Origin of the sequence: Paenibacillus sp. NPDC058174 (assembly GCF_042883865.1) — a bacterium.
GTDB lineage: Bacteria > Bacillota > Bacilli > Paenibacillales > Paenibacillaceae > Pristimantibacillus.
In genome coordinates this window covers 2,485,364-2,498,751 of sequence record NZ_JBHVUY010000001.1, presented here as the reverse complement: position 1 = coordinate 2,498,751, position 13,388 = coordinate 2,485,364, and the positions used below count along the sequence as shown (strand labels likewise).

14 protein-coding genes are annotated in these 13,388 nt (G+C 52.5%); 11 read left to right on the top strand and 3 right to left on the bottom strand.

All coding sequences use genetic code 11. The annotated features are described in order from the left end of the window. Window positions 1–24: 24 nt before the first annotated feature. A complete protein-coding gene (locus ACFVVF_RS11115; RefSeq protein ID WP_387808398.1) occupies window positions 25–1,242 on the bottom strand; it encodes an aspartate aminotransferase family protein in 1,218 nt (405 codons plus the stop codon). A gap of 246 nt (window positions 1,243–1,488) precedes the next feature. Between ACFVVF_RS11115 and ACFVVF_RS11110 the strand changes: the two genes are divergently transcribed. Together ACFVVF_RS11110 and ACFVVF_RS11105 are read left to right on the top strand one after the other, a co-directional pair. Next, window positions 1,489–2,004 (top strand): DUF6886 family protein, encoded by a 516-nt coding sequence (locus tag ACFVVF_RS11110; RefSeq protein WP_387808395.1) that lies wholly within the window; start codon window positions 1,489–1,491, stop codon window positions 2,002–2,004. 40 nt (window positions 2,005–2,044) lie between these two features. Beyond that, a complete protein-coding gene (locus ACFVVF_RS11105) occupies window positions 2,045–2,563 on the top strand; it encodes a GNAT family N-acetyltransferase (protein WP_387808392.1) in 519 nt (172 codons plus the stop codon). 108 nt (window positions 2,564–2,671) lie between these two features. Here the strand turns inward: ACFVVF_RS11105 and ACFVVF_RS11100 are convergent, their stop codons facing one another. After that, on the bottom strand, window positions 2,672–3,796 hold the full coding sequence (locus tag ACFVVF_RS11100) for a stalk domain-containing protein (protein WP_387808389.1): 1,125 nt from the start codon (window positions 3,794–3,796) through the stop codon (window positions 2,672–2,674). 181 nt (window positions 3,797–3,977) lie between these two features. Here ACFVVF_RS11100 and kduI point away from each other — a divergent pair, with 181 nt between their 5' ends. From kduI to nikR, 4 genes are read left to right on the top strand one after another with little or no spacing between them, the layout of a single operon-like run. Further along, complete coding sequence (gene kduI, locus ACFVVF_RS11095) at window positions 3,978–4,811, top strand: 5-dehydro-4-deoxy-D-glucuronate isomerase (protein WP_387809030.1); 834 nt, start codon at window positions 3,978–3,980, stop codon at window positions 4,809–4,811. Between the two features lies 1 nt (window position 4,812). Beyond that, a complete protein-coding gene (locus tag ACFVVF_RS11090) occupies window positions 4,813–5,568 on the top strand; it encodes a DeoR/GlpR family DNA-binding transcription regulator (RefSeq protein ID WP_387808386.1) in 756 nt (251 codons plus the stop codon). Window positions 5,569–5,582: 14 nt separating this feature from the next. Next, window positions 5,583–6,338 (top strand): 2-dehydro-3-deoxy-D-gluconate 5-dehydrogenase KduD, encoded by a 756-nt coding sequence (kduD, locus tag ACFVVF_RS11085; protein WP_387808383.1) that lies wholly within the window; start codon window positions 5,583–5,585, stop codon window positions 6,336–6,338. A 53-nt stretch (window positions 6,339–6,391) separates the two neighbouring features. Continuing rightward, a complete protein-coding gene (gene nikR, locus ACFVVF_RS11080) occupies window positions 6,392–6,859 on the top strand; it encodes a nickel-responsive transcriptional regulator NikR (RefSeq protein ID WP_387808380.1) in 468 nt (155 codons plus the stop codon). 83 nt (window positions 6,860–6,942) lie between these two features. Here the strand turns inward: nikR and lepB are convergent, their stop codons facing one another. Continuing rightward, complete coding sequence (gene lepB, locus ACFVVF_RS11075; RefSeq protein ID WP_387808377.1) at window positions 6,943–7,554, bottom strand: signal peptidase I; 612 nt, start codon at window positions 7,552–7,554, stop codon at window positions 6,943–6,945. 235 nt (window positions 7,555–7,789) lie between these two features. Here lepB and ACFVVF_RS11070 point away from each other — a divergent pair, with 235 nt between their 5' ends. From ACFVVF_RS11070 to ACFVVF_RS11050, 5 genes are read left to right on the top strand one after another with little or no spacing between them, the layout of a single operon-like run. Beyond that, on the top strand, window positions 7,790–9,415 hold the full coding sequence (locus ACFVVF_RS11070) for an ABC transporter substrate-binding protein (protein ID WP_387808374.1): 1,626 nt from the start codon (window positions 7,790–7,792) through the stop codon (window positions 9,413–9,415). After that, window positions 9,408–10,427, top strand: coding sequence for an ABC transporter permease (locus tag ACFVVF_RS11065; protein WP_387808372.1), 1,020 nt, complete (start codon window positions 9,408–9,410; stop codon window positions 10,425–10,427). Before ACFVVF_RS11070 ends, ACFVVF_RS11065 begins: the two co-directional genes overlap by 8 nt. Further along, on the top strand, window positions 10,428–11,273 hold the full coding sequence (locus ACFVVF_RS11060) for an ABC transporter permease (protein WP_387808369.1): 846 nt from the start codon (window positions 10,428–10,430) through the stop codon (window positions 11,271–11,273). A gap of 18 nt (window positions 11,274–11,291) precedes the next feature. Next, window positions 11,292–12,221, top strand: a complete 930-nt coding sequence (locus tag ACFVVF_RS11055) for an oligopeptide/dipeptide ABC transporter ATP-binding protein (RefSeq protein WP_387808366.1) — start codon at window positions 11,292–11,294, stop codon at window positions 12,219–12,221. After that, window positions 12,211–12,813 (top strand): ABC transporter ATP-binding protein, encoded by a 603-nt coding sequence (locus ACFVVF_RS11050; protein WP_387808363.1) that lies wholly within the window; start codon window positions 12,211–12,213, stop codon window positions 12,811–12,813. The genes ACFVVF_RS11055 and ACFVVF_RS11050 overlap by 11 nt, the downstream gene beginning before the upstream one ends. Window positions 12,814–13,388: the final 575 nt, after the last annotated feature.

Sequence of the window (13,388 nt, the reverse complement as noted above, 5' to 3'; positions counted from 1 at the left end):
TGGGGGAGATGAAATTCAATAACGTTAGGAAGCAGCAAGACTGAGGCGTGCCAGCGCCTGCTGGAGTAAGCGAATCATCTCATCCACATCGGATTTTGTTGCAATCAAAGGGGGCATTAAGCGGATGGTAGAAGGCCTTGGCGCATTAATCAGCAGCCCCTCCTCCATACTTTGGGCAACGAGCGGCTGGCCAGAGCCTTCCGGAACATCAAAGGCGAGCAGCAGTCCTTTGCCGCGAATATTGGAGAGCGGATAGGCGCGTGCAAGTTCTTGCAGCTTGCTGATTGCGTAGCTGCCGACTGTAGCGGCTTGTTCTGCGAGCCCAAGGCGTACGATTTCCTGAACGACGGCGTGACCAATAGCCATCCCTAGCGGCGCTCCAGAGTAGGTTCCGCCTTGATCACCTTGCTCGAACAGATTGAATTTATTCGTCGTCAACATCGCGGACAGCGGGTAGCCTCCGCCGATTCCTTTGCCAAGCGTTAACACATCCGGCTGGATATCATAATGCTGGAACGCAAACAGTTTGCCGGTTCTGCCCAGTCCTGTCTGGATCTCGTCAACAATTAGCATAATGCCGTAAACGTCACAGGCTTTGCGAATCGCCTGTAAATAAGCGGGGTCTACCGCATTCACGCCGCCCTCGCCCTGTACAAGCTCCAGCATGATCGCGCAGGTTTTGCTGCTGATTGCCGCGAAGCAAGCGTCAAAGTCATTAATAGGCACGTGGATAAAGCCGGGAACCTTCGGCTCGTAAAGCGTATCCCATTGGGCTTTGCCCGTCGCTGACATCATAGCCAGCGTTCTGCCGTGAAAGCTGTTCGTTAATGTAATGATCTCATACGCACCGCCCAAGTGAAGAGCGCCATGCTTGCGCGCCAGTTTTACCGCGCTTTCGTTAGCTTCGGAGCCGCTGCTCGCGAAAAAAACTTTATCAAAGCCGGAAATGCGGGTCAACAGCTGTGAAAATTCAATCATCGGCTTATTGTAATAGCCGGGACTCGCATGAACGAGCTCTCCAGACTGCTTCAGGAGTGCTTCCTGCAAAACAGCAGGCGAATGACCAAGCGACGTAACGGCCCAGCCCCCGATAAAATCCAAATACGACTTGCCTTCCGTATCCCATAAATGCATGCCCTCGCCGCGTTCCATGACGACAGCCGGACGCTTTGCCGTAAACAGCACCGATTGCTCCGCTGCAGCCAACAGGCCGGCCGTTTGCGATTGTACAGCTTTTGTCATCCTCATCAAACCCCCATCGCATATTGATTATTGAATAAATATACACTTAATAGTATAAAAATACAACCATCAATTATGGAGTTACGCAAAAATAGGTTCAGCCTGGATCATAAACGGATTAGATGCTCGCGATGTGAAGAAAGAACCATCTTCTCTAGCCGTTTTTATAGCCACAACAAGAACGTTATTGTATGATGATGTATACGGAAAAAGAGGGAATGTCATCCATTTAAGGGAGGTTAGCAATTGCTTTATCATATTAGCGAAGAGTCGGATATTACACGGTTTAGTCCCAGACCGCCTGCCGCATATCCTGGAATGTCCCCGGTCGTATGGGCGCTGGATGAGGCGCATCTCGTTAACTATTTGTTTCCGAGAGAGTGTCCTCGTGTCATATACGCCTTATCAGACGCGGTGAGCGACGGGGACCGGGAGCGTTTTTTCTCCTTTACGGCTGCAAAGGTCATTATTGCTATAGAAAGCGGCTGGTACGAGAGGATTAATGAGACGAGGCTTTATCAGTATGCTTTTGACCCGGTTGGATTTGAATGCTTTGATGAAATTGCCGGCTATTATATTTCCAAGAACGCCGTTGAGCCTCAGGCTGTCGAACCGATTGACGATCTGCTTCATAAAATAACGGCTTCAGGCGTTGAACTGCGAGTTACGCCTAACCTGCATCCGCTCCGGGATGCGGTATTGTCTTCTACTTTGGAAGATTTCTCTATTATCAGATTCCGTAACGCGGCACCACATCCATAGCATCTAATCTATACAGAAGCTTCACAGGGGGAGAACAAGAATGGAAGAGCAAATTACGCTGAAACGGCTATCCTCTCAAGAGGAAGCAACTGCCCTGGATGCAACCTTTTCAGTGATATACCCGTGGCATAGCTCTAGTGATTATTACGAGAAATGTTTGGCTGAAAACCGGGAGGGCATACGAGTCACGCTTATCGCTTATTACGGTAAGGAAATGGCTGGATGCTGTCATTTGTTGTACAGCTCCGCCTATCCTGATTTTAAGTGTAACGGAATTCCCGAAATAAATGATTTGAATGTATTTCCGGCGTACAGACGCAGAGGGATCGCTAATGCCATATTTGACGAGCTGGAGGCTGTGGCCGCCAAGACTGGCGATAAGATTGGCCTGGGCGTGGGCTTATACAAGGACTACGGGAACGCTCAAATGATGTACACGCAACGCGGCTACGTTCTGGATGGTAACGGCATTATGTATGCTAATGAGGCAGTGAGGCCCGGAACTAATGTCAGAGTAGACGATGACCTGCTGTTGTATCTGGTTAAAACGCTGGTCTAGCGCGGCCGCGCCAGATCACATGCATAGCATAAAAAGGCTGCCGGAATCGCATGAAGCGACCCGGCAGCCTTTTTACGTACTTACTTCACCTTCTATTATATAGAAGATTTACTTGCGGATATTAAAGCCAATGAACGCTTTCGTATTGAAATCGAATACGGCAGTCAACGGCCCAAGCAATTCGTCCTGGTCGGTAATGTAAGTGACCGTTACGAGATTGCCGTTCGCAGCTTTAATTTCGGCAAGCAGTTTCTTCTGCTCGTCGCTGGAAGCCATAACGCCGGAGTGCTGTGCAGAGACGATTTCAACGACTGCTTCATCTTTTTTGGTCTTAATGTGTTTAGCTTGGTCGGATACCTTCTCCCAAGCCAAATCACGGTATTGCTGCGCCGCTTCAGGCGTCATTTTACCAGGAGCCTGAACGTCCGACAGCACGACTAGATAGAACAGCGGGCTTTGCGGCGGGATGCTCTTCGTCTCGAACGGGCCGTAGTAGGCGCGTACCTTCGTGCCTGCTTTCAGATCCTCCCATTTCACCGACTCACCCTGAGGCGTCAGAACGCTGGTCTCTTTGCCGGCATTCAGTGTCAGCGTCGGAACGGCTTTGCCGTCTTTTGTCTCGCCGAATTGAATTTGCCAGCCATCCTCGGTATGTTTAACCGATTGAATGACGTCTTCCTTCACAGCACGGCTCGCTTCAACTGTAATTTTGGCAGCATGCGACTGGCCAGGGAAGCTCATCGTCATAACGGGGCCATACTCCACGTTAATTTGCTGGCCGGCTTTCAAATCTTTAGCCGCTACGGCTTTGCCGGCTTGATCCTTAATGACCGTTTTCGCGTCAGCGAACAGAATAACCCAGGAGTTGGAGCCTTTGCCCAGCAGCTCAATCCGATATTGCCCTTTGTCCTCCGCCACATTGACGATAACGCCGGTACCGCGCATATAGTCAGCCTCTTCCTGGCCTTTGCCATTCAGCTCGATTTCTTTGTTTTTCGCATCATAATGGAGGGTGTATCCCAGCTCAGCAGCCGCGCCGCGCACCGGAACATACGCTTGTCCGTTAATGTAGACGGGGGTCAGGGAGGTGTTTTCTCCATTGACGACTACTTTCACGTCCTTATGCAAAATACCCGTTACTTTCTCTACCATTCCAGCAGCTCCAACTACAGCAGATGTGCCAAGCAAGCCGGCGGCGGTCAACAATACGATTAGTTTTTTCTTATGTGTCATACTAGCAGCTCCTTCCGTATTTACCGAGAATGTATGTCATGTAGCTTGACACCCCTCAGACGTGAACGATTTTTGAAAGGTTGCAAGAAAAGAAACAAACGACTGTTTAAGTTCGTAAATGTGTGATATTATAAAAACGAACATTTTCGAACATCCCTATACAAACGAGGAGGAATTAATGATGGAAGTACGTCACGCAACGAACCCGACCGATTTCAAAACATACACAACAGAACGATTGAGAAAAGATTTTTTGATCGAGGGCTTGTTCATTCCCGATCAAATTTCGATGACATACAGCCATTATGACCGGATGGTCGTAGGCGGCGCTTTCCCGATTCAAGAGAAGCTGGAGCTGGCGGATCCCGACACGCTGAAAACCGACTATTTTCTGGAGCGGCGTGAAGTCGGTTTCCTGAATATTGGTCAAGGCACGGCGGTTATCTCGGTAGACGGTGAAATCTATGAGCTGGACCGTCTGGATGTATTATATGTCGGCAAGGGCAAGCGCGAGGTGCTGCTCGCCAGCAAGGACAGCGCCAATCCTGCAAAGCTGTACTTCTGCTCCACTCCTGCCCATAAAGAGCTGGAGACGCGGAAAATGACGGTGGAGCAGGCAAATCCGACACATCTCGGCTCGCTTGAGACGTCTAATGAACGGGTGCTTTACAAGTATATCCATGCGGACGGCATTCAAAGCTGCCAGCTGATGCTTGGCGTAACCAGCTTGAAGACAGGAAGCATCTGGAATACGATGCCGTCTCATCTGCATGACCGCCGGATGGAGGCCTATCTGTATTTCGACCTGAATGCAGACGCCCGGGTATTCCATATGATGGGCGAGCCTTCAGAGACGAGACATCTGGTTGTGGCTAACGAGCAAGCGATTCTTTCTCCGCCATGGTCAATTCACTCCGGGGCGGGCACGAGCAACTATACGTTCTGCTGGTCAATGGCCGGCGAGAACTATACCTTTACCGATATGGACGTCGTAAAAATGGACGAGTTGAAATAACATGCTTGCGGCAGAACGTCACCGACATATCGTCAAGCAGCTGGAGGAGAAAGGCAGCGTCAAGGTTTCTGAGTTAAGCGAGTCGTTTGGAGTTACGGAGAAAACGGTGCGTGAAGACCTGGAGAAGCTGGAGGAGAAAGGGCTACTCAAACGGATTCACGGCGGAGCTGTCATGGCCCAGGATGGCGAAGACAGCCTGCTGCCGCTGCAAATTCCGAACAGCAAGCATCAGAAGGAGAAAGCGGCGATCGCCGAGCTTGCGATTTCTGTCATCGAGCCGGACGACATTATTGCACTGGATGCGGGGAGTACGACGCTTGAAATTGCGAAGCGTCTGAAAAACATGCCGATTACAGTGCTGACCAATGATCTGCTCATTATCCGCGAGCTGACGGCGAAGGATCAGGTCCGGCTCGTCGTGCCGGGCGGCTATCGCCATCATAACCTGCTGATCGGCAATGAGTGGCATGAGTGGATTAAGCGGCTTAACGTACACAAGCTGTTTTTATCGACAACAGGCATTCATATGGAATACGGCTTGACGATTTTTACCGAAGAGCTGACCAAGCTGAAGCAAGTCTATATGGAATGCGCCAAGCAAATTTATTGCGTAGCCGATCATAGCAAATTCGACCGGGGCGCGCTCATTACTTACGCGGAGCTGGATGCGGTTCATTGCATTATAACTGACGACGCCATTGATGATGAAATCGTACGGAGGTATGAGAAGCGGGGCATCCGGATTATGAAGGCGTAGGAGGAACGGGGAAAATGAGTTTTTTTGATCTGACTGGAAAAACGGCAATTGTAACCGGCGCAGGCCGGGGTCTTGGTACGGCGATAGCTGTCGGTTTAGCCAAAGCTGGCGCTGATATTGCGCTTGTGACGAACAGCACGCCGGCTAAGACTGTCCAAGCCGAGATCGAGGCGCTTGGCCGTAAAGCGATTACGATTCAAGCGGATGTATCGGACCGCAGCCTGCTGCCGGGAATCATTGAGCAGACCTTAGAAGGACTAGGACGTCTGGATATACTCGTTAACAATGCTGGCATTATCCGCCGTACACCGGCAGCCGAGCATCGTTTTGAGGATTGGCAGGATGTACTGGACGTGAACTTAAATTCTGTATTTGTACTATGTCAGCTAGCGGGCAACCATATGATCCGTCAAGGCTCGGGCAAAATCATCAATATCGCCTCGATGTTAAGCTTCCAAGGCGGCATCAACGTTCCGGGCTACACGGCGAGCAAGCATGCGGTTGCTGGCTTGACGAAGGCGCTGGGCAATGAGTGGGCGTCGAAGGGGGTTCAGGTGAATGCGATTGCTCCCGGCTATATGAGCACCGACAATACAGAGGCGCTTCGTGACGATCCTGTGCGCAGCAGGCAGATTCTCGACCGCATTCCGGCAGCACGCTGGGGAACGGCAGAGGATTTGATGGGGCCGGCGATTTTTCTAGCTTCGCAAGCATCGGATTATATGGCGGGTCACGTGTTATGCGTGGACGGCGGCTGGATGAACCGGTAGAACTGTGGTAAACTTTGGACAAATTATACGGTTAGACTGGGTGGTTGTCCAAAATGGCGGATAAAGAAGAATTGATGAGGTTCGGGGTATCCTTTCCGGCACCTCTGATCGAGCAGTTTGATGAATATGTCGAGGAGCAGGGCTATTCGAATCGCTCGGAGGCGATACGGGATCTGGCGCGCAAAGCGCTGCTGGAGCCGTCCCGTTTGAAGCCGGAGCAGCTGGTCGCAGGCACAATCGTAATGGTCTATGACCATCATGCGAGAGAGCTGCCGCTGCTGCTGATGGAGATTCAGCATGATTATCACCGCGATATCATTTCGAATATGCATGTGCATTTGAATCATAACCAGTGCCTTGAGATCATTGCGGTCCGGGGGCAGCTTGCCAAGCTTCGCCAATTGCATCAGCAAATTCAGGTGCAAAAGGGTGTAACCTATGCGGAGCTGTCTGTAACGTTCGCAGAAGAAGAGCATGCCGGGGAAGAACATGATCATCATCCGGGGCACAGGCACCGGTAATGGAGGAAGGCTCCTTGAATGGCCGAGTAACGGCTTGTTAAGGAGTCTTTTTTTATTTGCATATACGTGCTATAGCTGATTCATTATCGTTGGGGATGGACCGTCCTTACTTGGTTTCGCCCCGTCCATGCGACAACCTGGCCTTGAATGGCGGATTCAGGTACGGGTCCTTGAACGATGCTGCTATTGAAGCTTTTCCACCATAGGTCGCCTAGCAGAAAATAATGCTCCTCAGGCAGCGTCAGCTCCATATTAACCGGATCGGGAGATTTAGCCCCTTGCAGCGCAAAGGATTCCTGACCATAAAAGGCATCGAGTCTCATGCCGTTGATGTAGATCTGGCTTTGCTGGATACGGACGATTTCACCAGGCAGTCCTATTATTCTGGCAATATCAGATCCATTGTTTTTATCGGGTGTTTTAAAATAAACAACGTCTCCTCTTCGGTAGGTATGTCCCTCATATTTTGGCTCAATGACAAGCTGCGAGCCTGCATAATATTGTTCGGCATCCCTGAGCATACCGTCACTTAGCAGCGGTACGACCAATAAATCTTCATTCGGCTTATTGATAATGGGCAGTTCATAGGGGGTATAAGGGTCGGAAAGCGTCTCCTCTTCTACTTTGGCTGTACAGCCAGTGAGCAATAACAGGAATAAACCTAACATAAGAACAGCTTGTTTTTTAGTAGACATGTCGTTCCCTCCGAGTTGAAACCTCGTTTTCCATTATAAACCAACTAAAATAATGATACTACCAATATATTAGATTGACGTTAGGTTTTCTAACTTTGTAAGCATTTTTATTGGGAAAAGGGATGTTCGTTTCAATTTTCTGTGTTACAATTTTGTTAAAACGTGGCACGATAGCAAGCAGGCGGAAACTAGATTTATAGAAACGGGCTTTTATAAGAAGGGGAGAGAGAGCAGGATGAACAAGAAGCGATACTGGCAAAGGACAACCATTTTATTGGCATTATCGGCGTTATTGGTTATTTTAGCGGGATGCTCCAGTGCGGCGAAGCCTGACCGGAAGTCTGCGCCAGCAGCGGAATCTAAGGATGAATTGCTTCTGGCCGTAGGCTCGGAGCCGGAAGGGGGCTTTGATCCTACAACCGGATGGGGAAGGTACGGCTCTCCGATGTTTCAGAGCACGCTGCTGAAGCGAAATAGCGATATGAGCATTGCCAATGATTTGGCCAAGAAGTATTCGCTGTCTGAAGACGGCAAGCAATGGACTGTTCAGCTTCGCGATGACGTGAAGTTTTCTGACGGAAAGCCGCTGACCGCCTCGGATGTGAAATTTACGTTTGAGACAGCAGGGAGCAAAGGCTCGACTATCGACGTAACGAACATAGCGGCTATTACGGTCAAAAGCGATGACGAGATCGTTTTTTCGCTTAAGGAACCGCAGTCAACCTTCATTACTCTGCTAACGACGCTTGGCATCGTTCCTGAGCATGCTTACAGCGATGACTATGCATCGCATCCGATCGGCTCCGGCCCATACAAGCTTGTGCAGTGGGATCGCGGCCAGCAGGTTATTGTGGCCTATAATGATCTTTATTACGGGGACAAGCCCTTTTTCAAAAAGATGACATTTTTGTTTTTGAGCGAGGATGCGGCATTTGCTGCTGCTAAATCCGGACAGCTTGATGTGGCTTACATTCCTTCGGCATTCAGCAAGCAAGAGGTGAAGGGAATGCGTGTTGAAGCTGCGAAATCGGTTGATAACCGCGGCATTATGCTTCCTTACGTTAAGCCAGGGGAAAAGACGGATCAAGGCTATCCCATCGGCAATGCCGTAACTTCGGATCTCGCGATTCGCCAAGCGCTTAATTATGCGATTGACCGCCAAGCGCTGGTAGACGGCATTCTCGAAGGGCATGGCACTCCGGCGTTCACAGTCAATGACGGGCTTCCATGGTGGAATCCCGATACCGTCTTCCAGGACGGAGACCTTGCAAAAGCGGCAAAGCTGCTGGAGGACGGCGGCTGGAAGGATACGGACGGGGACGGCATCGTGGAAAAGAATGGCGTTAAAGCGCAATTCTCGCTGCTGTATCCGGCCGGCGACATGACACGCCAATCGCTGGCTCTTGCAGCGGCGGATATGGCGAAGGCGGCGGGGATTCAGATCGATGCAGCCGGCAAGAGCTGGGATGATATCGGCAAGCTGATGTACTCGAATGCGGTTATGTACGGCTTCGGCAGCCAAGACCCGATTGAAATGTACAATCTGTACAGCAGCAAATTCCGCGGCGTTGATTACAACAACTCCGGCTATTACAGCAACGCGGCTGTCGATGAGTGGATGGACAAGGCGCTTCGGGCGACGAAGGAAAAGGATGCGATGGACTACTGGAAAAAATCACAGTGGGACGGCAAGACAGGCACAAGCGTACAAGGCGATGCGCCATGGGCGTGGCTCGTCAATATTGATCATCTGTATCTAGTCAAAGACGGGCTCGATATCGGCACGCAAAAGATTCATCCGCACGGACACGGCTGGCCGGTTACCGACAATATTGAGCAATGGCGCTGGGTAAATGAGTAAAGCAGGGGGCCGGAGCCATTACACTTTTCTGCAGGTAACAAAGGCACTGTTGTGGAAGGCATTGCGGCTTGCTTCTTTGCTGGCCGCGATTAGCATCGTATCTTTTGTCTTAGTCAGCAATTCTCCTGTAGATCCGGTTCAAGCTTATATCGGGGCAGACATGCTCGTCGTCAGCCATGAGCAGCGTGAGCTTATCGCCAGCTACTGGGGGCTGAACGATCCGCCCTTGGAACAGTTCATCAGATGGGGCTCCGCTTTACTCCATGGCGACTTGGGGGTCTCCATGATTTATCGGCAGCCGGTCATAGAGGTAATTGGCGAACGCTTTGTCAGTTCTTTGTCGCTAATGGCGGTATCCTGGCTGCTGTCTGGCGTTATCGGATTTACGGCAGGCGTACTCGCCGCAATGAACAAGGACCGCTGGCTTGACCGGATTATTAAATGGTACTGCTATGCGCTGGCCTCAACGCCAACCTTCTGGATGGGACTGCTGCTGCTTATCGTTTTTGCAGTGTGGCTTGGCTGGTTTCCAGTTGCGCTAGGTGTGCCTGCAGGCAAGCTTGCGGAGGATGTGTCGTGGTTAGACCGGCTTCGTCATATGATTTTGCCTGCATTGACGTTAAGCATCGTAGGAATCTCCAGCATCGCGCTGCATACGCGGCAAAAGCTAATCGACGTCTTGGACAGCGATTATGTGTGGTTTGCCAAAGCGCGCGGGGAAAAGGGCTTTATGCTGTTTGTCAGACATGGCTTACGCAACATAGCGCTTCCCGCACTGACGCTGCAATTCACGTCGTTTGGCGAGCTATTTGGCGGTGCGGTGCTGGCGGAGCAGGTTTTCTCCTACCCGGGACTCGGACAGGCTACGGTCGAAGCCGGATTGCGCGGCGATGTTCCGCTGCTGCTTGGCATCGTTCTGTTTACAGCTATGTTCGTATTTGCAGGCAATGCGATTGCCGATATCCTGTACCGGACTGTCGATCCGAGAATGAAAGAACGGGGGTCGCTTTAGATGAAGCCGGTACCGGTATTGAAGCAGGGATCGTTCAGCGGCCGCCGTGCGCTATGGGCGGGAGGCATTGCGGTTTTGTATTTGGCGTTTGCTGCAGCTGGAGGACTTTTTCTTGGCAGCGAAGCGTTGTCTACGCATCTGGGCAGCCGGAACTTAGCGCCTTCACTGGAGCATCTCTTTGGTACGGATTGGCTGGGCCGCGATATGTTCACCCGCACGGTCAAAGGTCTTGGCCTGAGCATGGCCGTCGGTTTTCTCGGGGCGATTTCGAGCAGCGTGATTGCGGCTGTCGTCGGTCTGCTTGCTGCGACAATGGGAAGAGCGGTCGACCGTTTCTTAAGCTGGCTAATCGATCTGTTTCTCAGCGTGCCTCATCTGGTCACCTTGATTCTTATCGCCTTCGTGTGCGGCGGCGGTTTGAAGGGCATTGTGATCGGCATTGCCTGTACGCATTGGCCCAGCCTTGCCCGGGTTATCCGGGCAGAAGTGATGCAGCTGCGCAGCGCCGAATTTGTGCTGGTGTCACAAAGACTGGGCAAATCTCGTCTCTGGATTGCGATGCATCACATGGCGCCGCATTTGGTTCCGCAGCTCCTTGTCGGCATGCTGCTGCTGTTCCCTCATGCAATTCTGCATGAGGCGGCAATTACGTTTATCGGGCTGGGGCTGTCGCCGCATCAGCCTGCAATCGGCATTATTTTGTCGGAATCGATGCGCTATTTATCGACCGGCATGTGGTGGCTCGCTTTTTTCCCGGGACTGTGCCTGTTATTTACGGTACGGGCCTTCGGTACGTTTGGCGAGCTGATGAAGCGGCTTGTGGACGCTAGAGGATTGCATGACTAGGCAGGGGAGGCGGCATGGATGGCGTTGTTGGAAGTAGAAGGTCTGACGGTAGCTTTTCGGAGGCAGGCCGGTCTGTTCAGGCAGAGGACGATGGAGGTCATTCACGGGCTGGAGCTGGCTGTCGATGCCGGGCAAGTGGTAGCGGTAGTCGGCTCTAGCGGCTCTGGCAAAAGCTTGCTTGCCCATGCGATCATGGGCTTGCTGCCCTACAATGCTCATTATAGCGGAAGCATCCGCTACGATGGCGCGCCCCTTGATGCAGTAAGAGTGGCGGCGTTGCGCGGCAAGGAGATTGCGATCGTGCCGCAATCTGTCACGTATTTGGACCCGTTAATGCGGGTCGGGAAGCAGGTGCGTCATGCTGCATCGGCAGGCGGTAAGGGGGGAGAACAGCTGCAAAGGCAGGTGTTTGCCCGTAATGGTCTGGCGGAGGAGACGGCGCGGCTGTATCCGCATGAGCTGTCTGGAGGCATGGCGAGACGCGTATTGGCGTCGACGGCAATGATTAGCGGCGCCAAGCTGATTGTGGCGGATGAGCCAACGCCGGGTTTGAATGAGGAGGCAGCGCGCGAGACGGCGCGGCAGTTCCGCGAGCTGGCGGACGCGGGCTGCGCCGTACTGTTCATTACGCATGATATCCAGCTTGCATTGAGCTTTGCGGATCGGATTGTTGTGCTTTATGCAGGGACCGTAATGGAGAACGCGGCAGCTGCTGATTTTGCAGGAGATGGGGAAAGGCTGCGGCATCCGTATACGAAGGCGCTGTGGCAGGCGCTGCCGGGCAATGGCTTCAAGCCGCTTGGCGGCTCGCAGCCTCATCCGGACAAGCTGCCGCCCGGCTGCCTGTTTGCTCCGCGCTGCAGCCATGCCTCAGAAGACTGCGGGTCGCAGCGGCCGGAGTTTATGCCGTTGCGGGACGGGGCGGTGAGGTGCTTCCATGCTTCTTGAGGGGAAAGGGCTGGGGTACCGGTACAGCCGTCGCGGAGATTGGATATTCCGCGATCGGAGCCTATCGGTCGCAGCTGGAGAAATCGTCGGGATTGCAGGGCCAAGCGGCTGCGGCAAGACGACCTTTGCCAAGCTGCTTGCGGGCTGCGCGATTCCCGAGGAAGGTGAGGTGCTGCTTGGCGGCGTGCCGTTGGTTGTTAAAGGCTATAGCCCAGTGCAGATGGTGTTTCAGCATCCTGAGCGGGCCGTCAATCCGCGCTGGCGCATGCAGCGGATTGTAGAGGAAGGCGGGCTGCCGGAGCCCGGGCTGCTGGAGGCGCTGGGCATCGCCGACGAATGGCTCGGCCGGCGGCCCGGCGAGCTGTCCGGCGGCGAGTTGCAGCGCTTCTGCATTGCGAGGGCGCTGGGCGGCGGCACAAAGATGCTGATCGCCGATGAGATGACGACGATGCTCGATGCGCTGACGCAGGCGCAAATCTGGAGCGCCGTGCTGGAAATCGCGAGGCAGCGCCAGCTTGGCCTGCTCGTCATCAGCCACGAGCGGCCGCTGCTGCACCGGTTGTGCGACCGGATTGTGGAGTGGCAGGTTTAGGCAATAGGGGCAAGCCTCCGCATCCGTGCTAGACGGATGGTTATTGAATGAAAGTAGCAGGGGGCAGAGAAGGTAAAAGTAACATTATATTGGGCGCAAGAGGAGGGTTATTCCCTCCTCTTAGTGCTTTTTTGTGCTGTGCAGGGGGTTAGAGTCAACCAGCTTAGCTGTTTGGGAGGCTGGCTGCTGGATGATTGGGGGGAGCGAAGCAGGTTCGCAAATTAGCGAACCTAATTTCGCTGTAGACCTCAGATGTGAGAGATATCGGCCCAATAGCGAACTGATTTTCGCTGTTGGAGAACCAAGGTTCACGGATAGCGAAGCTAGCTTCGCTGCAGCTCGCTACGCTACACAAAGTACTATCGAAGAGCGAAGTTACCTTCGCTAAAAAGCGAAGCAGGTTCGTTGTAGGGCGGTTTGCTGCTGGGGAGCTTGATAAGAGCGAAGTTAGTTTCGCTAAAAAGCGAAGTAGGTTCGTTGTAAGGTGGCGTGCTGCTGGGAGCTGGGTAAGAACGAAGCAGGTTCGCAAATTAGCGAACCGAATTTCGCTGTAGACCTCTGATGTGAGAGATATC

Coding starts and splice junctions, on each gene's coding strand:
- ACFVVF_RS11115 (WP_387808398.1), bottom strand. CDS start 1,242: ATGACAAAAGCTGTACAATCGCAAACGGCCGGCCTGTTGGCTGCAGCG.
- ACFVVF_RS11105 (WP_387808392.1), top strand. CDS start 2,045: ATGGAAGAGCAAATTACGCTGAAACGGCTATCCTCTCAAGAGGAAGCA.
- ACFVVF_RS11100 (WP_387808389.1), bottom strand. CDS start 3,796: ATGACACATAAGAAAAAACTAATCGTATTGTTGACCGCCGCCGGCTTG.
- kduI (WP_387809030.1), top strand. CDS start 3,978: ATGGAAGTACGTCACGCAACGAACCCGACCGATTTCAAAACATACACA.
- ACFVVF_RS11090 (WP_387808386.1), top strand. CDS start 4,813: ATGCTTGCGGCAGAACGTCACCGACATATCGTCAAGCAGCTGGAGGAG.
- kduD (WP_387808383.1), top strand. CDS start 5,583: ATGAGTTTTTTTGATCTGACTGGAAAAACGGCAATTGTAACCGGCGCA.
- nikR (WP_387808380.1), top strand. CDS start 6,392: ATGGCGGATAAAGAAGAATTGATGAGGTTCGGGGTATCCTTTCCGGCA.
- lepB (WP_387808377.1), bottom strand. CDS start 7,554: ATGTCTACTAAAAAACAAGCTGTTCTTATGTTAGGTTTATTCCTGTTA.
- ACFVVF_RS11070 (WP_387808374.1), top strand. CDS start 7,790: ATGAACAAGAAGCGATACTGGCAAAGGACAACCATTTTATTGGCATTA.
- ACFVVF_RS11065 (WP_387808372.1), top strand. CDS start 9,408: ATGAGTAAAGCAGGGGGCCGGAGCCATTACACTTTTCTGCAGGTAACA.
- ACFVVF_RS11060 (WP_387808369.1), top strand. CDS start 10,428: ATGAAGCCGGTACCGGTATTGAAGCAGGGATCGTTCAGCGGCCGCCGT.
- ACFVVF_RS11055 (WP_387808366.1), top strand. CDS start 11,292: ATGGCGTTGTTGGAAGTAGAAGGTCTGACGGTAGCTTTTCGGAGGCAG.
- ACFVVF_RS11050 (WP_387808363.1), top strand. CDS start 12,211: ATGCTTCTTGAGGGGAAAGGGCTGGGGTACCGGTACAGCCGTCGCGGA.